Genomic DNA, 20,518 nt, shown 5'->3' on the forward strand with positions numbered 1-20,518 from the left:
ATCTAATTTATCAAATACATTATTATCTACTTTCATTTTTTCAGCTCCCTCTTAATATTTATTCCCGATGTGAAGTTCATAAAACACTTGCTCCGACAAATAAAAAACCTCCCCATTTTCCAAAGAAAACTGGGAGATTATTTTACTATTCTATAAAACTTTGCTATCCTCTTTAATAAAATTCTCAACCGCAAATGCAGAGACTCCAAGTACAGTAGAGTACTGTTCAAGCTTTGAAAAGTCTAGCTGTAGCTCATTTTGATGATGAGTAAGTGTATGGTTTTCAATTGTGGTCTTGATTGGTTCTTCTATCCATTCTCTAGCTAAAGCTAATCTGTTTCCGATAATAACCTGATCCGGGTTGAAGGTATTGATGATATTGTTAATTCCAATGCCAAGGTATTTACCGACTTCCTTAAAAAGGCCTTGGGCAGTTTGATCATGATTTTTGGCTAGTTCTAAGACTGTTTCGATGCTGCTTCCAGCTTGTTCTAGTAGTGCATGTTCTGATGCGTAAGCTTCCCAACAACCTTTGCTGCCGCAGTTGCATGGCTTACCGTTCATGTCTATAATCATATGACCCATTTCACCAGAGAATCCGTTTTTACCTTGATATAGCTCTCTATTTAAAAAGATACCTACACCGATACCGATACCTGCACTTATATAGACCATATTTTCGTAGTCTTTTCCTGCTCCGAATTTTTGCTCACAGAATGCTCCAGCGTTGGCTTCATTTTCGACTATTACAGGAACTTCAAATAACTCTTCTAAGTCTTGTTTTAAATCGGAGTTTTTCCAACCTAAGTTAGGTGCAAGAAGGACTGTTCCCTCTTTGTTTACAATTCCTGGAACACCTACACCTATGCCTACAACACCATATCGACTTTGAGGCAAATTAGTCATTAGTGAATGAATCATACTTTTTACAAGATTCATAATAGTAGGGTAGGGAGTTTGGGTGACTGTGTGATTATTTTCAAGAACTATGTTGCCTTTTAAGTCAGTTAATACAGATAATACATAATTTGCACCGATATCAATTCCAATCGAATATCCTGCTACTTTATTAAAATGTAGAATAACAGGACGTCGTCCACCACTGGATTCTCCTGGTCCAGATTCGTAGATAAGTTCTTCTTCTAATAATTCATTCACTAATGATGAAACGGTTGCTTTGTGTAGACCGGATATTTGGGCAATGTCGGCTCTTGAAATAGGTTCTCTGTGCATAATAAGTTGTAATACGAGAGCTTTATTATTTTTTTTCACAAGATGTTGATTCCATGTAATCGTTTCCACTTTTAAAAACTCCTTATCTGATCTTTATTTATTTTACCATTAAACTTAGTTTGTTGGATATACAAACTTAAAATTTGGTGATATAATGACCACAGATATGAGGGAGCTTATGATATAGAAAAATGTAATCGCTTTAATAAGTACATAAGCCATGATCTTTGTTAGTAGATTGTATTTATTTATTAAATTTTTGGGGAGTGGGAACAAAATGCCAAAAAACATGTTTTTTAATGCACATCATTCACCAATCGGAGCCTTTTCAAGTTTCACACTTGGATTCTATGGAAATGGGGGAGGTTTGGATTTAGAACTTGGCCGTTCGCCAAAGAAAAATGTTTATGTTGGTGTTGAGACGATCGATCAGGAAGGGATGTATCAGGCGCTGCCCTTTTATGAAGTAGAAGATGACGAAAGTAAGCGCTATGATATTGAAAATATGGACCCAGATCCAGATAAACCAAGCATCATTATTCCCTATTCAAAAGATGAAATTCAACGTGACTTTCAATTAGGAACAGACACTTGGCGAGCCGGGGACTTATCTTTTACAGTCTATACCCAAGCTCAATCTGTACCCGAGCCATCTTCTGAAACAGATGATGAGTTGAAGAAGACTATCATTCCTGCTGTTTGGGCTGAATTAACAGTAGATAATACAAAAGGAACTAAGAGTCGCCGAGCTTTCTTTGGGTATCAAGGAAGTGATCCTTATAGCTCCATGCGTCGATTAGATGATACATGTGAGGGGATTGCGGGGATTGGTCAGGGGCGTTTAACAGCAATAACATCAGATAACCCTGAAGTAAAGTCAGCTCTTCACTTTAGTATAGAAAATATTTTAACAACTCCATTTACAGAGAACTGGACTTTTGGTTTAGGACCTGTTGGAGCACTAGTAATGGATGTTCCTGCTGGAGAAAAAAGAACATATAAATTTGCAGTTTGTTTCCACCGTTCTGGCTATGTAACAGCTGGAATGGATGCATCTTACTACTACACACGTTATTTTACCAATATTGAATCTGTCGCAACTTTTGCATTAGAAAATTTTGATGAGTATGCTAGTCGTGCAAAAGAGGCTAATAGATTGGTAAGTGATTCTGCATTATCTGAAGACCAAAAATTCATGATGATTCATTCGATTCGAAGCTACTATGGCTCAACTCAATTATTGGATGCTGATGGAGAAGCATTCTGGGTTGTGAACGAGGGTGAGTATCGAATGATGAATACATTCGACTTAACAGTAGACCAAATCTTTTTTGAATTAAAAATGAATCCATGGACAGTTAAAAATGAGTTAGATATGTTTGTGAAACGCTTCAGTTATGAAGATAAAGTTCGCTTTCCAGGTGATAAAACTGAATATCCGGGCGGAATCAGTTTTACACATGATATGGGAGTAGCAAATACAATTTCTAGACCACACTATTCTTCTTATGAGCTATATGGTTTAGATGGGTGCTTCTCACATATGACCTATGAACAATTGGTTAACTGGGTACTATGTGCATCAGTTTATGTGGAACAAACGGGAGACAAAAATTGGTTAAATGATAACTTAAATATTTTTGTTCAGTGCTTTGAAAGTATGTTGAATCGTGACCATCCTGAAGCTGATAAACGAGATGGGATAATGGGACTTGATTCAACACGTGTTATGGGTGGAGCCGAGATTACAACTTATGATAGTTTGGATGTTTCACTTGGCCAGGCTAGAAATAATATATATCTAGCTGGAAAAACATGGGCATCATATGTAGCACTTGAGAAACTGTTTAGAGAAAATGATCTAACAGATGTATCGAAAGTAGCTGGTGATCAAGCTAAAAAGTGCGCAGCTACAATTGTTTCTCATGTTACACCTAACGGATATATACCAGCTGTCATTAAAGAAGGTAATGATTCTAAAATCATCCCGGCCATTGAAGGGCTAATCTTCCCATATTATACAAATAACCATGATGCATTGGATCCTAATGGACGATTTGGAGAGTATATTCAAGCTTTACAAACTCATTTGGAAACAGTGTTAACAGAAGGGATCTGCTTGTTTGAAGATGGAGGTTGGAAAATCTCATCTACAAGTAACAACTCTTGGCTAAGTAAGATTTATCTATCTCAGTTTATTACTCGTGAGATTCTTGGTTGGGAATGGGATGAAACAGGGGAGAGAGCAGATGCTGCCCATGTAGCATGGTTAACTCATCCAACTCTATCAGTTTGGAGCTGGAGCGATCAAATCATCTCAGGTGAAATTGCTGGAAGTAAGTACTATCCACGCGGAGTTACTAGTATCCTATGGCTAGAGGAATCAAAAAAATCTGCTTCATTAGTGAAGACAACACAAGAAGCTTAATAGAAATGTGCCGGTCTCTTGAGCACTTATAAGAGGGATCGGTACAAAATTTTAATAAGGTGAAAAAAAAATTCAAATATCTTAGTTTATCGAATAGACAAACTAAGTATAGAGTGATATAATCTGATTAAAGAAAGGTTACAGATTAATAGATTTAAGAAAATCTGTTGTAAGCATTTACATAATTGCGTGTAACCGATTACTAAACCAACTACTAGGAGGAATAACCCAATGGCTTATTTCGAGACAGTTAACAAAATTCAATATGAAGGTGCAAGATCTACAAATCCATTTGCATTTAAGTATTATAATCCTGAAGAAAAAATTAACGGTAAAACAATGGAGGAAATCCTTCGTTTCTCAGTTGCATACTGGCATACATTTACTGCTGATGGATCTGATCCATTTGGTGTAGGTACAGCAGTCCGCCCTTGGAACCATTTATCAGGTTTAGATTTAGCAAAAGCACGTGTTGAAGCAGCTTTTGAACTTTTTGAAAAATTAGATGTTCCATTCTTTGCTTTCCATGATGTTGATATTGCTCCAGAAGGTAGCACATTAAAGGAAACAAATGAAAATCAAGATGTTATCGTAGCAATGATTAAAGAATATATGAAAACAAGTAAAGCCAAATTGCTTTGGAATACAGCTAACATGTTCACAAATGCAAGATACGTACATGGTGCAGCAACTTCTCCAAATGCAGATGTGTTTGCTTACTCTGCAGCAAAAGTTAAAAAGGGTCTTGAAGTAGCGAAAGAGCTTGGTGCAGAGAACTACGTATTCTGGGGTGGTCGTGAAGGATACGAAACACTACTTAATACAAATATGAAGCTTGAGCAAGATAACTTAGCACGCTTTTTCCACATGGCAGTAGATTATGCAAAAGAAATTGGTTTAGAAGTTCCTTTCTTAATTGAACCAAAACCAAAAGAGCCAACAAAACATCAGTATGATTTCGATGTTGCGACTGGATTAGCATTCTTACAGAAATATGATTTAACAGACCATTTCAAATTTAACATCGAAGCTAACCATGCTACATTAGCTGGACACACATTTGAGCATGAATTAAGAACAGCTCGTATCAACGGAATGCTTGGCTCAGTTGATGCAAACCAAGGTGATACCCTTCTTGGCTGGGATACAGATGAATTCCCAACTGATCTATATACAAATACATTAGCTATGTATGAAATCCTGAAAAATGGTGGCCTAGGTAAAGGTGGATTAAACTTCGATGCGAAGGTAAGACGTGGATCATTCGAAGCTGACGATCTTTTCCATGCTCACATTGCAGGTATGGATGCATTTGCAATCGGATTAAAAGTTGCAAACAAATTAATTGAAGATAAAGTACTTGATAGCTTTGTTGAAGAGCGTTACAGCAGCTTCACTAAAGGAATTGGATTAGAGATTGTTGAAGGAAAAACAAACTTCCATGAGTTAGAAAAATATGCTCTTCAATTAACAGATATTAAGAACACATCTGGTAGAACAGAGCGTCTTAAAGCATTAGTTAATCAATATATTCTTGAAACTCTTTCTGGAGTAACTGTTTAATAAGTAATTTAATGATGAAAAAATGAGGATGTCTCACTAACAGTATAAGACCCTACAAACACATGAATAGGCTTAGTATAAGCCGTTTATGTGGGTGGTCAGGTACTTATGAGTCATCCTCATTTTTATAGAAAAGGATGATACTGGATGAAATACGTTATTGGTGTTGATCTTGGAACAAGTGCAGTTAAAATTTTACTAGTAAATCAAAATGGTGAAGTTTGCCAAGAGGTATCAAAGTCATATCCTCTTATTATTGAAAAATCCGGTTATAGTGAACAAGATCCTGAGGAATGGGTGGATAAAACAAGAGCTGGTTTAACTGAACTGATCAATCAATTTGATGGGGATGTAAAAGATATCGAGGGAATCAGCTTTTCAGGGCAAATGCATGGTCTTGTTTTGCTTGATAAGGAAAATCAAGTGGTTCGTAATGCTATTTTATGGAACGATACACGAACAACGAAACAATGCCAAGAGATTTATGAAGCTGTTGGGACAGAACGTTTATTAGAAGTAACAAAAAACCCTGCTTTAGAGGGCTTCACTTTACCGAAGATTCTTTGGGTAAAAGAGAATGAACCAGAGAATTTTGAACGTTCTAGTGTATTTTTGTTACCGAAAGATTACCTTCGTTTCCGTATGACAGGGGCCTTACATATGGAATACTCTGACGCTGCAGGAACATTATTGTTAAATGTAGCAGAACGCAGCTGGAGTAACGAAGTATTAGACAAATTTAACCTTTCTGGAGAATTCTGTCCTCCGTTAGTGGAATCTCATGCTCTTGTTGGTACTGTAACAGCAGAATATGCACAACAAACAGGACTAGCTGATACAACAAAGGTTTTTGCTGGCGGTGCAGATAATGCATGTGGTGCAATTGGCTCTGGAATCTTATCAGAAGGAAAAACTTTGTGTAGCATTGGAACATCTGGTGTAGTACTTTCTTATGAAGAGAGAAATGACCTGGATTTTGAAGGAAAGGTTCATTACTTTAATCATGGTGAGGAAAATGCCTATTATACCATGGGAGTAACCCTTGCAGCAGGGTATAGTTTAAGCTGGTTTAAAGATACATTCGCAAAGAATGAAGCATTTGAACAATTTTTAGATGGAATTGATGAAGTACCAGCAGGAAGTAATGGACTGTTGTTTACTCCATATATCGTTGGGGAAAGAACTCCTCATGCTGACTCAACGATCCGTGGGAGCTTTATTGGAGCCGATGCTGCTCATGAACGTAAACATTTTGTTCGTGCTGTGCTTGAGGGAATCACGTTTTCATTAAATGAATCTATTGAAATTTTTAGAAACAGTGGAAAGAATATTGATTCAATCATTTCCATCGGTGGTGGAGCGAAAAATGACACATGGTTACAAATGCAGGCTGATATTTTCAATGCGAAAATTGAAAAGTTAACAAGTGAACAAGGTCCAGGAATGGGAGCAGCCATGCTAGCAGCATATGGTTGTGGTTGGTACTCATCCCTAAAAGAATGTGCAGAAGAGTTTATTCAACCATTAAAAACATATCAGCCTATTCCTGAAAATGTAGAAGTCTATCAGAAATTATTTAAAGTGTATCAACAAGTTTATACTCAAACTAAGGGAATGAACGAGCAATTAAGAGAGTTTAGAAAGTGATATGTTCTGAGATGGAACATACCAAATCGTACTGTTGAAAGAACAGTACTGATTACTTTCTTTTTTAACATACTAGCCTTAAGTGGTCATTACAAAATATGGTTTCCTGAAAAATAACAGATGAAAAGCCACTCAAGTTTTTACTTGAAGGCTTTTCTTATTTTACATTCATAGGAAATATCTAGGAGGGGAAAACATTGAAGCTTAAGCAAAATCAAAAACTTCTATTTATTGGAGATTCCATAACAGATTGTGAACGTGTGAAGCCTGAAGGTGAGGGATTGTTTAATGCACTTGGAAAAGGCTATGTATCGTATATTGATGGGCTACTTCAGGCTGTCTATCCGGAGTTAGGTATCCGAGTCGTTAACAAAGGAATTAGCGGAAATACAGTAAGAGATCTGAAAAACAGATGGCAGGAGGATGTACTTGAACAAAAGCCTGATTGGTTAGTTATCATGATTGGGATTAATGATGTATGGCGTCAGCTTGATACACCGTTTATTAAGGAAGGTCATGTGTATCTTGATGAATATGAGGATACGCTTAGGAAACTTGTAACAGAAACCAAGGCTCACGTAAATGACATTGTCCTTATGACACCTTTTTATATAGAAAATAATGAGCAAGATCAAATGAGGCACATGATGGATCAATACGGTCTTGTTGTAAAGGCAATTGCTGAGGAAACAAACTGTCTATTTGTTAATACCCAGGAGGCTTTTCAGGTTGTGTTAAAAGAGCTTTATCCAGCAGCACTGGCTTGGGATCGAGTTCATCCTTCTGCTGCAGGTCATATGGTTCTTACCCGTGCATTTTTAAAAGCAATAGATTTTGATTGGAACCAACATTAGTAGCTGTATTTATAACAATAGCTTACAAATAAAAAGGAGGGGACGTAATTGACTGAAAAATTAATGATTAACGAGGTATCTACATCGGAAAAGCAAATTGCTATTACATTTGACGATGGACCAAACCCATTCTTTACTCCACAAGTATTAGATATTTTTTTGGAAGTAGATGGGAAAGCAACCTTCTTTATGATTGGCGAACAAATAGAGAAGTGTCCAGAACTTGTGAAGAAGGCTTTTGAACTTGGACATGAAATAGGAAACCATACATACACACATCCTAAATTATCACAATTAAGTCGGGAGGATTGCTTTGAGGAGATTGAACGGACCAATAAATTAATAAAGGATTTAGTTGGGCATAAGCCTGTTGTTTTTCGGCCTCCTTACCTGGATTTCAATGATGAAACTGTATCTGTTTTAAATCAAATGGGATATCCAATAATTGGAGCTTTAAATATGGAAGCGAAAGATTGGGAGATGCCCGGTGTAGACTTTATTTTAGAGAAAACAAGGTATTGTGTGAAAAATGGTAGTATTCTTATTTTTCATGATGGCTACGGGGATCGCTCACAAACGGTCGAAGCGGTACGTATACTTGTTTCTGAACTAACGTCTCAGGGATATAAGCTTGTTACGGTTAGTAAGTTATTAAACCACTCATATGCAGAGTAAAAAAGAAATCAATTCCCTTTCGGCTACTATCCATTTTTGTAATATAGTGAACATAGCAACTTTTACAGAGCGAAAATATTTACTATAGTATAGAAAAAGCAAGAAGTAATTCAGGTAATCGAATAAAACTAATATATAATTTTAGTATTTTAATATGTTAACGTTTTCATAAAAATGAGTTATAGTTAGTAAAATGATCTAAAACAAAGGACGATTCAATTATGTTCACAAAGTTAAAAAAATGGAATACGTTACGAAATCAAATATTAGTTGTCTTTTTAGCAGTTATGGCTGTGGTGTTATTGATTGTTAGTCTTTTAACATTTAATCAGGTTTCCACTTTATTAAAAAATAATGCTGATAAACAAATTCACCAAACAGTATCTGAGGCAAATGGGAGATTAGAATCTTTATATAAACAGATAAGTACAGCCTCTAAATTTGTTATGACAAATTATAATATACAGAGGATTTTGACGAAGAGTTTTGAAGGGGAAGAAATTTCTTTTACTGAGCGGCAACAAGTAGAAGGAATTGTTAACACGATTCAAACAAATACAGATGGGATATTTTCTTTTGAACTATATACAAGTGACTTAAAAAGTTTATTACCAATACCAAAAGATAATGCAACTTTATTTTCTAGAATTGATGCAAGATGGATAAATCAAGCAAATGATGCTAACGGGGGATTAGTATGGATAGGTGATGACCCAAGTAATTCTGATAATATTCTCGCTCTAAGAAGAGTGAATCTAATGGGAAAAGACTATGCAAATGGTGGTTATTTACTCATTAGTATTTATCGGGATTATTTTGAATTTGCTAATCAAGAAGAGTCAAATCAATCCAATCAATACTCAATTCTATTAGATCAAGCCTTAAAGCCTATTCTTTCAAACTACCAACATTCTATTAATCCGATTATAAAGAATAACGATCCAACGATCACTTTAGAAAACCAGGAATATATGGTAACAAAGCAGACATCTAATGAAACTGGCTGGACACTAGTTATTTTAACACCTATTAAAGCTTTAACTGAGGGTATCAGTGTGTTGCGCACAGGGATTATCATTTCTGGGGTGATTGGATTTATTATCTTTTTTATCAGCTCCTTATTTCTATCAACGTTTATTACAAGTCCTATTATTAAACTAACAAAAACCATGCAGCAGGCAAGCTCAGGATCTCTGACGATGAATCCTAGTGTAACGACCGTAAATGAAATAAATGAACTAAATAGTACGTATAATCAACTTGTTAAAGAAACAAATCATCTTATTAAAATGGTTTATCAAAAAGAAATTACCCGAAGTCGAAGCGAATTAAAAGCATTACAAGCCCAAATAAATCCACATTTCCTTTTCAATACCTTGGATGCTCTGAAGTGGGAGCTTGAGGATAAAGAGCAGGAAGATTTGGCTGAGTTTGTTGTTGCTATGTCTGAATTGTTTCGATATACCATCACAAAACAAACAGATGGAGATTGGGTAACAATGAAAGAAGAACTTCAGCATATTGAAAACTACATGGAAATTATGAAAATGCGCTTTGGAGACCATGTAAAGTGGATTCTGACAATCCCGAGAGAGCTTGAGCAGGTGAAAATACCAAAGCTATTGATTCAACCTTTAGTTGAGAACGCTGTGTTACATGGGGCAGGAAATAAGCTAGATCCTTGTACGATATCGGTTTCTGTACAACCAATGGAGGACAAGGAATACCTTCAAATTCTTGTGGAGGATGATGGTTCGGGAATAAACAAAGAAAACCTGGCTGCCATTAAACGTACCATGCAATTAGGAGGGGTTTCTTCGATTAAAAAGGGGACAGGAATTGCTATTTCTAATGTACACAAACGCCTTGAATTATATTATCAAGATCGTTTAAAAAGTGGACTTACCATAACGAGTGAGGAAGATACTGGGACAAGGGTTTCATTTATCATACCTGTTAACGGGGAGGAAGTACGATGATTCATTCAAAGACAATTCTAATTGTGGATGACGAACCTAGAACACGTCTTGGGCTACAGAAGAATTTAAATGCTTGGGCAAATGGAAACTATCATGTGTTAACAGCTTCTAACGGGGAAGAGGCAATTGGGATTATGACAAATCAACGGGTTCATATTCTTATTACCGATATTCAAATGCCAGAAATAACAGGCTTAGAATTACTTCAAATTGCAAAAGAACAGGATATCCATCCTGTTATCATTGTGATTTCAGCGTATTCTGAATTTAAATATGCCCAGGAAGCCCTTCGTTTAGGGGTTATTAATTATCTGCTAAAACCAATTAGTAAAAAAGCTTTAATTGAGGCTGTTGAGGATGCTGTACAGACAGTTGAAAAGCAGGAGCGAGCAGGAATGATTGAAAAAGTAGTGGATAAAAAGCTTGTTACTGCGGATACTCAAAACTCAACAAATCCTGAAGCAATTAGGGAGGCAATTGAGTATATCAATCAAAACTTGAAAAATGAATTATCTCAAAAGGAAGTAGCGGATCATGTTCATTTAAATCCAAGCTATTTGAGTGTTTTGTTTAAAGAGCATGTTAAGTTCACATTTAGTGAATATGTCACGAGAAGAAGAATTCAACGAGCAAAGGAATTATTAATTTCTACCAATTTACCTATCTATGATATTGCAGAAGAATCTGGGTATAAAACCCCGAAATACTTTATTAAGATATTCAAGGAACTTGAAGGTATGACACCCAGTGCATACCGAAAAAACAACAATGAAAGGGCTTTCTAAAAATAGTGGTATTTTTCCTAATCGTTGTGACCTATTTTTCAGAATGATCTGACTGTACACTATAAATGTAAGGTAAATAAAACTAAAGTCATAGGGGGTAATTAGTTTGTTTAAAAAGAAAGCGGTTGCAGTTGTTATGTCTGTTCTTATGCTTGTTTCTTTAGCACTTGCAGGTTGTTCTTCCTCAAGTTCTTCAGAAGAAGGTGGTAGTGGTAGTGCAGATGAAAAGAAAGTAATTAAATTTATGCATTTATGGCCAGAAGGAAGTTCAAATGCTCAGTTTTCAATTGTAAAAGATATTATTACTGAATATGAAAGTGAACATGACGTTAAAATTGAAACAGAAATTTTAAATCCTGATCAATACAGAGAAAAGCTAAAAGTTCTTGCTTCATCAAATGAGTTACCAGATATCGGTATGACTTGGTCTGATGGATTCATTCAACCTTATGTAGAAGGTGATATGTTAGCTCCACTAGACGATATCGTTGATAGCAGTAATCTTAAAGATGCTTTTATCCCAGGTGTAAAAGAATCATACGCAGTTGACGGAAAAACTTATGGTCTTCCTTTAGAATTAAATATTTCATATGTTTTCTATAACAAGGAAATCTTTGAAAAGTACAACCTAGAAGTTCCAACAACTTTTGAAGAATACAAGAATGTTGTAAAAACATTAGCTGATAATGGAGTTACTCCTGCTACTGTAGGTGCAAAAGATGGTTGGCCAGCATCATTCTGGTTTATGTATATGGCAGACCGCATTGGTGGTTCTACAATCTTAACTGATGTTATTGATGGAAAAGCAAAATTTGATGATCCTTCAATTGTTAAAGCAGCAGAAGAAATTCAAAACCTTGTAGATATGGGTGGATTTGTAAAAGGTGCTAGTGCGTTATCAAATGATGATGCAAAAGGTTATTTCATGAACGAACAAGCAGCAATGTTCTTAACAGCTACTTGGGAATTACCAAACTATACAACTAGCCCAGATGTAGCTCAAGAGTTTAAAGATAAAATTGGTTACTTCAAGTTCCCAACTTATGAAGGTGGTAAAGGAACTGAAATTAATAGCTATGTAGGTGGTCCTGGTGTTGGATTATTCGTAGCAAAAGATTCTAAGGTTCAAGAAGAAGCAAAAGACTTCACTGCATTCTTAGTTGAAAAATGGGGAGAAAAAGCTGTAACAGATGCTGGTGTTATTCCTGCAACAAAAGTTGATACATCTAGTTTAGATCTTGCTCCAATGTATATTGACATCTTAAAAGATTTAAGCGAAGCATCAAATGTTACAACATATTTTGATACTCAATCAAGCCCAGCTGTGTCTGAACTACACCATGATTTAGTAACTGCTCTATTTGGAAAACAAGTAACTCCGGAAGAATTTGTTAAACAACATGCGGATGAGCTTGCAAAAGAGCAAAAATAATCCGAATCATTGAATTGAAGTAGAGGGCATGTGAATTGCCCTCTATACTGTTTTGAAACTATCTTTACAAACCCTCGAACCTATTGAAAATACTTAGTCTACATTTGATTAAGAAGGGAGTATAAGAAATGAAAAATGTAATGTCGAACAAATTAGTAATCAGCCTTTATGTACTTCCTGCTTTGCTGCTTATTCTTCTATTAATTTATATCCCAATTGTTTTAACTGGCTATTATGGTCTTATGGACTGGAACGGCATAGGTGGAATGACATTTATTGGTTTAGACAACTATATTGAATTAGTAAAAGATAAAATGTTCTGGCAAAGTACCTGGCATTCTATTTTACTAGGGCTCTTCTCTACTATTAGCCTTGTTGGTTATTTAATTTTATCGCTTATTTTAGCAAGTAAAATTAAAGGTGCTAACTTTTTAAGAAAGATCTACCTTATTCCAATGTTGTTATCTTCTGTAGCAATTGGACAATTATGGGCAAAGATGTTTGATCCAACAAATGGAATGATTAATAGATTATTAGTCATGATAGGTGTGGATAATCCACCAATATGGTTAGCGGATGCGAACATTGTTTTATATGCACTCTTTATTCCAATCGTTTGGCAATATGCAGGATTTTATATCATTATCTTCTACGCAGCATTGAAAAACGTTCCAGAGGAACTTATTGAGGCAGCTAAAATTGATGGAGCTACACCAATTCAAATTGCTTATAAAATCAAAGTGCCATTAATTTCAGGTGTTATTAAGGTAATGGTCATTTTAGCAATCGTTGGTTCTTTAAAATACTTTGATTTAATCTTTGTATTAACTGGCGGTGGACCAAACGGTGCCAGTGAGGTTATGGCATCCTATATGTATAAGGAAGCATTTAGTAAATATAACTTTGGCTACGGAAGTGCGATTGGATTTGGTTTATTAATTATCTGTCTTGTGATGACATGGTTGATTCAAAAATTAATTTCTTCAAAAGAAGATATATACTAGGAAAGGGGAGTAATAACAATGTCAAATGTTTTAAATGAAACACAAAAAAATACGACCCTATCTGCTAATTATAAAACAAATAAATCACTTGGAAGAAGAATTGGGTATGGAATTCTTTACTTAATTCTAGGGATCATTGCAATAGTCCAAGTCTATCCGTTAGTCTGGTTATTTATGTTTTCACTAAAAACAAATCAAGAGGTATTTGGAATGTCCCCATTTGCACTGCCACAAGATCCACAATGGGGAAACTATGCGAAGGCTTGGACAACAGGTAATATTGATGTTTACTTTTTTAATAGTGTACTATACACCGTTTTAGCCGTTATTATCACTGTTATTCTTGCTAGCTTTGTAACATTCGCTATTACAAGAATGTATTGGAAATTAAGTGGATTAGTGCTTGGTTTGTTTATGGCTGGATATATGATTCCGCTACATTCAACATTAATTCCACTGTTTAATATCTTTAAATCAGTCAATCTAATTGATAACCCAGTTTCAATTATCTTGTCGTATGTTGCATTTAATTTACCAATTACGATCATGATCTTAACAGGTTTTTATAGATCAATTCCTAGGGAGATTGAAGAAGCAGCTGTTATGGATGGATGTTCTATTCATAGAATCTTCTTCCAAATTACACTTCCAATGACGGTGCCTGTTCTTTCAACAACTGTTATTATTAACATGATTTATAACTGGAACGAATTTGTATTTGTAAATACTTTCTTAAGCTCTGATAAATGGAAAACCATTACAGTTGGAGTAAACAACTTTGTTGGGCAATATTTAACAGATTGGGGAGCAATTGGTGCAACATTAATGATTAGTATTATCCCAGTATTAATTGCTTATTTCATTTTAAGTGATCGAATTGTTGAAGGAATTGCAGCAGGTTCAGTAAAAGGTTAATAGCGGGGCTAACTCGAACAGGAGTTGGCCTTTTTACTGAATAAAAAAGGTATTGAATAAATCACTAAGGCTTCAACAGAAATGTTGAGGTCTTTTTTCATGAAGTTAAATTAATTCTACATTCTTGAGGCAGGTCATTTAAAAGCTATGGAGAACTATTATGGACATGATGTACTATACATATAGGTTTAATGTATAATTGGAAAATATTAGACTGCTACAAAATTATGTATTATTTTCCCTATAAATATATTACGATATACGAAGAGTCATAGAAAGGAAGTTTAAATTGAAGAAGAAAAGGTTATATATTTTAATTGGTATTTTCATTATTGGAATAAGTATTTTCCTTTTAAATTATATTGAATCTAATAGAAATAATCGTGTCAGTGGTTCTTTTTCAAGCCGTACAGTTGAGGAGAAAGTATCAACTAACACAGAAGAAACTGGAGAAAATAGTGAATTTGATCAAAAGGCTAGAGAATTAGTTGAAAATCAATTTTCTTATTTTCAATCAATTGTTAATGGTCAATTTTTTGTTCAGTCTAGACAAAATGGCCCTAAAGATCAGTATTCGGAAGATTGGGTTACAGAGAGTGTTAAGAATGAACTACAACAACGAGTTTCAGAAATTGATGAATTATTGCCTGAACAATTAGATTCCAGTAATGCTGTTGCTCAAGATTTGCTACAAGTATTAATTCGAATAAATCAGGCATATAGTCAATCTGAAAGTCAGAAAAATATATACCACGTTTATAGGATTTTATATGAGCTAAATGGTGAATTAAATGATTATAAACTGGAAGAAGGTATGTTTGATCCAGAAAATGATTGGTCACAGGTATTTAGCGAAGTGGAAGAAGAGCAGAAGGAAGTAAAAAGTGAAGCAGAATTACAGGTAGAAATCGAATCAGCGTTAGAGGCCGAGGATGAACAAACTACAGAGTAATACGTATTAAAGACTCTTATAAACAAACAACAGCTAATAAAGAAAATAAAGCTTCATGGTCGGGATTGAAGCTTTATTTTTTACTCTTCTTTTGTAAGGGGTTTAATCATAAACTTTGTATTTGAAAGTATGACATTCATTATAGATATGTGCAGAAAAAACTAAGTTTTTAAGGAGATCTAAAGTCATGAAGGAAGAATTAAAATACATTGGGCAAAAAATTGTTGAGAATGACTTAGAACTTGCTAAAAAAGTTGTGTTTCAAAAGGATTCCATTCTGATGAAGCAGATTGAATTATCGAAGTTGCCAATAGCAGAACGTATTAAGTATAGAGCCATTCTCATTCGTTATTTTGGTAAGGCTCTTTATGGTAACCTTGATGAGATAAGAGAAAAGGTGATCTGTTGGGGAAGAGAGGCTGCACAAATTGCGATAAGGGATAATATTTCTTTAAGCAGCACATTAAGAGGGATTTATTTATATCGAACTGTAATCTGGGATGCTTTTACTGAAGAGTTGAATAAAAGGGAATTTGCTCCAATTACAATGCTTGATGTTTCTAAAATTATTGATCCGTTATTAGATTTAGTCTGCGAAATTATTGGTGAGGAATTTGAGAAACATAACCAGAAGTTAATGGAGGTGGCTTATACAGCACTTGAGGAACTCTCTGTACCTGTAGTTCCTATTGTAAAAGGTATTGTAGTGCTTCCTATAGTTGGGGCAGTAGATACACATCGTGCAAAATTGATTATGGATATCTCATTACATGAATCTGCTAGATTAGGTGTGTCTTATCTGATTTTAGATGTGTCTGGTGTGCCGATTATTGATACAATGGTTGCCAATCAATTATTTCAAGTTGTAAAAGCATTACAATTAACAGGTGTAGAAGTTATCATAACGGGAATTCGCCCGGAAATTGCTCAAACTGTTGTAAAGCTTGGTATTCATTTTGGAGATATTAAGACTAGGGCCACAATGATGCAGGCACTATATGAACTTGGTATTACAAAATCCTGAAATGATAAGAAAGAGGATGAGCAATTAAGCTCATCCTCTAATTAGACCATATTTCAATTTGTATTAATGATTAGCCGCAAATTCTTTCTTTTGATCTTCTGTTTCATCATCGTTATTTGTTGTTCTCAATGGAATCTCTTTTAGGAAAAGAGTGACAATGAATGCCAATGAAACAATACCAGCAGATACGATAAATACAGTTGTTAAAGAAGTATTTAAAGCTTCTTTTAATAATTGGATAAACTGGTCAAAGAAAGGCGTCATTTCTGCAGGTAATTCTGAGCGAATGGCTTCTAATTGTTCTGTATCCATTAATACTTGTGGATTTTGTAATTGTGCCATGTTTTCAGCCATTTCAGGGGGTGGGGCAGGAACACCTTCTCCTTGAGTACTCGCTAACTCATCTGCCATTTTGTTTCCCATAACAGATCCTAACATAGCAACCCCAATTGTACCCCCTATTTGTCTGAATGTCTGCATCGCTGATGTTGCAACACCAAGGTACTTATGACTTACAGCATTCTGTACAGTGATATTAAACACAGGCATATTGACGCCAAGTCCAATTCCTACAACAATCAATTGAAGAATTAATCGTGTGAGAGTTGATTCAACTTCCAGTGTAGAATTTAACACAAGTCCTACTGCCATGATTATTAATCCAAGAAGGGCAAAAATCTTATATTTTCCTGTCTTCGTAATTAAGTTACCTACAATAATACTCGAGGTAACCATTGAAATGGTCATGACCATTTCAACTAATCCAGAGACTGTCGCTGACTCCCCTTGAACTCCTTGAACGTAGAATGGAACATACATAATTGTACCGAACATTCCCATTCCCATGAGCATTCCCGCTATATTAGATACAGAGAAAACACTGTTTTTAAACAAGTAAAGAGGAAGAACAGGGCTTTTAACTCTTAGTTCAATCATGATAAAGGCAATTAGAGATATGATTGTAAGCGAAAATAAGCCAATTATTTCAAATGAAGCCCATTCATACTTATCTCCTGCCCAGGTAAACCCTAGTAATAATGAAACAATTGTAATTGTTAATGTAATCGAACCAAGAAAGTCGATTGATTCTCTCTCTTTTGCTTTTTGAGATGGATATAATTTAAATATTAAAGCAAAGGCAAAAAATCCGATCGGGAGGAATACCCAGAAAATCCAGTGCCAGTCAAAGTTATCAACAATATATCCACCGAGTGTTGGACCGAATAAACTTGAAAGTCCGAATACGCCACCAAGAAGTCCTTGCCATCTCCCGCGTTCACGAGGGGCGAACAAATCTCCAACAGTTGTGAATGCACAAGACATAATCATCCCGCCACCAAAGCCTTGAAGCCCGCGGTATAAGATTAATTGAACAATATCATCTGCAGTTCCGCATAAAAAAGCACCAATCATAAAGATGGTTATACCAATTAGTATAAATATTTTTCTACCGTATATATCAGACAATTTACCAACTAACATAGCAGTAATTGTAGATGTTAACATATAGACGGTAAATACCCAGTCAAAGTATTCCATTCCGCCTATTTGAGAGACGATTTTTGGTAAAGCAGTACCTACGATTGTCATGTTAACTGCAGCAAAAAACATAGCTGACATAATGGCAATCATAATCATAACTTTTTGTTTGTTTTCTAAGTGTTCCATTAGTTACCTCCTGTATACAACTCAGTTATAAGTGAGCGAAGCTTTATTGTGGTTTGAGTTAGACCTACTTCCTTTTCAAAGTAATGTAAAAGAACATCAATTAAAAAGCTTCGAGGCTTTTGGGCCTTTAATTCATCTTTTAACAGATTAAGAGATGAAGAAAGATTATTTTTTATTTCTTCATTGTTATAGTTACTTATGTATTGTTCGATAATCAAAAATTGTTTGGCAATCTCATCCGTTTTAGAGATAGAGGAACTATTAGTAAGGTTTAAAAAGTGTAAAATTCTTTCCTCTGTTAAAAGTGGATCAGGTCTAGTTGTTAACAAATCATTTACTATTGAATCTAAACGATCAACTATATAGGTTGATATAGCTAAAACGTTAACTTTTTCATTTTTATTGGCAAGGATGGAGAGAAATTCCTTTATTAATCCTTGTAAAGTTATAGTTAGGTCCCAGCAATATAGATTAATATGATTCCCATATGCCTGAACAAGGCACTCCTTTTGCCACTGTGTAATTCTGAATCTCATCTTTTGCATTAATAATCTAAAGTCACTGTTTTCAGAAAGTGGCACATCCTTTAACTGCATGAGGATAAAATCTTTTCGCTCAATAAAGTCTTCAATTTGTGTACTTAATTGCTTGAGTAAGAGTTCTCTTGGTGATAATGATTCATCAGTGGAATAACGAAATGCTTTTTTAAACATCATATTTTGGTGATACTCAAACACCTCTATAAATAATTCTTCTTTAGATGAAAACATCTTATATAAAGATGCTTTTGACATTGAGCATTGTTCCGCAATTTCTTGAACTGATGTTGAAAAATATCCTTTTTTAGAAAAAATTTTAGTTGCAGCATCGATTAATAGCTTCCTCTTTTCGTCCAATATCTACTCACATCCTTTTAGAGAAAACTGAATGGTTTATATAGAAAACTAATGAGTTCATGGTGAATTTTAGAGCAGAGACAAGCTTAAGTCAAGAATAAATATGAAATTATTGATTGCTAATAAAAAAACAGCGAATTCTCGCTGTTATGTTGCCAATGAAAAAGGAAAACTGATAATAAATATTGACCCTGTTTCGTCACTTGTTACTTTCATTGATCCACCGTGACTTTCAATAATTTTCTTTGAAACAGATAAGCCTAATCCAGTGCCATCATCCTTTGTAGAGAAAAATGGATCAAATATATGAGGTAAAAGAGAAGGTGGGATGCCTTTACCATTATCACGAAACAAAATCTGAATATGATGATCAACAACAATAGTTTGAATCGTTATAATTAGAGGTTGATCAGATCTAGCTTGAATAGCATTTATGAATAAATTCATAAACACTTGAAGTAATTCCTCCCGATCTCCTTTAATCATCACTTTTCTGGTTAATGGATCAAGGGTGTAATCCAGCTTTGTGTTATATAGTAATGCCTCACTTTCTAGAAATTTCCCTAAATATTCTTTGAGAAACTGATGCAGGTTGATCATTTGTTTAGTGCTAACTGAAGGCTTTGCAATACTCAAGAAGTCACTAATTATTTTATTTGCTCGATCTATCTCAGGAATGAGAATATCAGAGAATAGTTGTGACACTTCTATGTTGGTTTTATCTTTTAGCAATTGTAAATACCCTCTGACTGTTGTAAGGGGATTTCTAATTTCATGTGCTATGCCAGCAGCAATTCTTCCGGCAAGCGCTTGCTTCTCAGCTTCTTTTATGACGTTAAGAAAATAAAAAGTACCTAATACTCGTTTAATCGACCCGTCTGTATTCCATAAAATACGAGTATTAATAAGCCCGTAATTTACATCTAATACTTCTTTATCTTTCATTTCAATTCCTGTTCGTAACGTTTCAAGTAGTTCGATTTGTTCGTCTGGAAGTTGTAGGAGCTCTCTTATATGTTTACCAATTATTTTATCCCGGTCTACACCTAGATCTTTAGCAGTTTGGAGATTACATAACGTTATGAGTCCATCACCATCAACAAAAACAATATGGTGCGGAACAAAATCAAAAATAGAGGAAAGGAAGAGTTCAGTTTCTGCAAACTGATCGTAAGTGGTTGAAATAATAAATTCATCACGGGTATGTGAATTAGTATTTGCTTTTTGAATAAGTATTTGTTTGGAGTTAACTTTTTTAGCAACTAACTTGCTATGTTGTTTATTTACATATGTAAACGAAAAAGGAAGTTCACTTAGCAGTTCTTTTAGTAAAGCATTTTCGTTTTTTAATTTTTCAATTTCGAGGTCACGCTTATGCTTATCTACCATTTTTTTTCTCCTTGTATGACTCATTTACAATCATTATAAGGTTAGTATAACCTATTGATTTTTTCAATTGTTAG

The 20,518-nt window shown here is 34.9% G+C and carries 16 protein-coding genes; 12 read left to right on the top strand and 4 right to left on the bottom strand.

The window, feature by feature from the left end; all coding sequences use genetic code 11:
• Positions 1 to 150 precede the first annotated feature (150 nt).
• Complete coding sequence (locus COD11_RS17395; protein ID WP_098798170.1) at positions 151 to 1,302, bottom strand: ROK family protein; 1,152 nt, start codon at positions 1,300 to 1,302, stop codon at positions 151 to 153.
• Between the two features lie 208 nt (positions 1,303 to 1,510).
• Between COD11_RS17395 and COD11_RS17400 the strand changes: the two genes are divergently transcribed.
• The 12 genes from COD11_RS17400 (at position 1,511) to COD11_RS17455 (ending at position 16,491) form a co-directional block, all read left to right on the top strand.
• Positions 1,511 to 3,661: a glycoside hydrolase family 52 protein gene (locus COD11_RS17400; RefSeq protein WP_098798171.1), complete on the top strand. Its 2,151-nt coding sequence runs from the start codon at positions 1,511 to 1,513 to the stop codon at positions 3,659 to 3,661.
• Between the two features lie 231 nt (positions 3,662 to 3,892).
• On the top strand, positions 3,893 to 5,224 hold the full coding sequence (xylA, locus tag COD11_RS17405; protein ID WP_098798172.1) for a xylose isomerase: 1,332 nt from the start codon (positions 3,893 to 3,895) through the stop codon (positions 5,222 to 5,224).
• A gap of 147 nt (positions 5,225 to 5,371) precedes the next feature.
• Positions 5,372 to 6,871 (top strand): xylulokinase, encoded by a 1,500-nt coding sequence (gene xylB, locus COD11_RS17410; protein ID WP_098798173.1) that lies wholly within the window; start codon positions 5,372 to 5,374, stop codon positions 6,869 to 6,871.
• A gap of 197 nt (positions 6,872 to 7,068) precedes the next feature.
• Entirely contained in the window at positions 7,069 to 7,725 is a 657-nt protein-coding gene (locus tag COD11_RS17415) for an SGNH/GDSL hydrolase family protein (RefSeq protein ID WP_098798174.1), read from the top strand.
• 63 nt (positions 7,726 to 7,788) lie between these two features.
• A complete protein-coding gene (locus COD11_RS17420) occupies positions 7,789 to 8,400 on the top strand; it encodes a polysaccharide deacetylase family protein (protein WP_098798198.1) in 612 nt (203 codons plus the stop codon).
• Positions 8,401 to 8,621: 221 nt separating this feature from the next.
• On the top strand, positions 8,622 to 10,379 hold the full coding sequence (locus COD11_RS17425; RefSeq protein ID WP_098798175.1) for a sensor histidine kinase: 1,758 nt from the start codon (positions 8,622 to 8,624) through the stop codon (positions 10,377 to 10,379).
• Complete coding sequence (locus COD11_RS17430) at positions 10,379 to 11,164, top strand: response regulator transcription factor (protein WP_098798199.1); 786 nt, start codon at positions 10,379 to 10,381, stop codon at positions 11,162 to 11,164. Before COD11_RS17425 ends, COD11_RS17430 begins: the two co-directional genes overlap by 1 nt.
• Before the next feature lie 136 nt (positions 11,165 to 11,300).
• Positions 11,301 to 12,596, top strand: coding sequence for an extracellular solute-binding protein (locus COD11_RS17435; protein WP_098798200.1), 1,296 nt, complete (start codon positions 11,301 to 11,303; stop codon positions 12,594 to 12,596).
• A 128-nt stretch (positions 12,597 to 12,724) separates the two neighbouring features.
• Positions 12,725 to 13,600: a carbohydrate ABC transporter permease gene (locus tag COD11_RS17440; RefSeq protein ID WP_098798176.1), complete on the top strand. Its 876-nt coding sequence runs from the start codon at positions 12,725 to 12,727 to the stop codon at positions 13,598 to 13,600.
• 18 nt (positions 13,601 to 13,618) lie between these two features.
• Positions 13,619 to 14,515, top strand: coding sequence for a carbohydrate ABC transporter permease (locus COD11_RS17445; RefSeq protein WP_098798177.1), 897 nt, complete (start codon positions 13,619 to 13,621; stop codon positions 14,513 to 14,515).
• A gap of 289 nt (positions 14,516 to 14,804) precedes the next feature.
• Positions 14,805 to 15,467, top strand: coding sequence for a hypothetical protein (locus COD11_RS17450; RefSeq protein ID WP_098798178.1), 663 nt, complete (start codon positions 14,805 to 14,807; stop codon positions 15,465 to 15,467).
• 187 nt (positions 15,468 to 15,654) lie between these two features.
• Entirely contained in the window at positions 15,655 to 16,491 is an 837-nt protein-coding gene (locus tag COD11_RS17455) for an STAS domain-containing protein (protein WP_098798179.1), read from the top strand.
• Between the two features lie 63 nt (positions 16,492 to 16,554).
• Here the strand turns inward: COD11_RS17455 and COD11_RS17460 are convergent, their stop codons facing one another.
• From COD11_RS17460 to COD11_RS17470, 3 genes are all read right to left on the bottom strand, one after another.
• Positions 16,555 to 18,159: an MDR family MFS transporter gene (locus COD11_RS17460; protein WP_098798180.1), complete on the bottom strand. Its 1,605-nt coding sequence runs from the start codon at positions 18,157 to 18,159 to the stop codon at positions 16,555 to 16,557.
• On the bottom strand, positions 18,159 to 19,055 hold the full coding sequence (locus tag COD11_RS17465) for a TetR/AcrR family transcriptional regulator (protein ID WP_176551128.1): 897 nt from the start codon (positions 19,053 to 19,055) through the stop codon (positions 18,159 to 18,161). The genes COD11_RS17460 and COD11_RS17465 overlap by 1 nt, the downstream gene beginning before the upstream one ends.
• 147 nt (positions 19,056 to 19,202) lie before the next feature.
• Positions 19,203 to 20,444 (bottom strand): two-component system sensor histidine kinase NtrB, encoded by a 1,242-nt coding sequence (locus COD11_RS17470; RefSeq protein WP_098798182.1) that lies wholly within the window; start codon positions 20,442 to 20,444, stop codon positions 19,203 to 19,205.
• Positions 20,445 to 20,518 lie beyond the last annotated feature (74 nt).

Origin of the sequence: Bacillus sp. AFS040349, assembly GCF_002577655.1 — a bacterium.
In the GTDB taxonomy this organism is placed as follows: Bacteria; Bacillota; Bacilli; order Bacillales; family Bacillaceae; genus Metabacillus.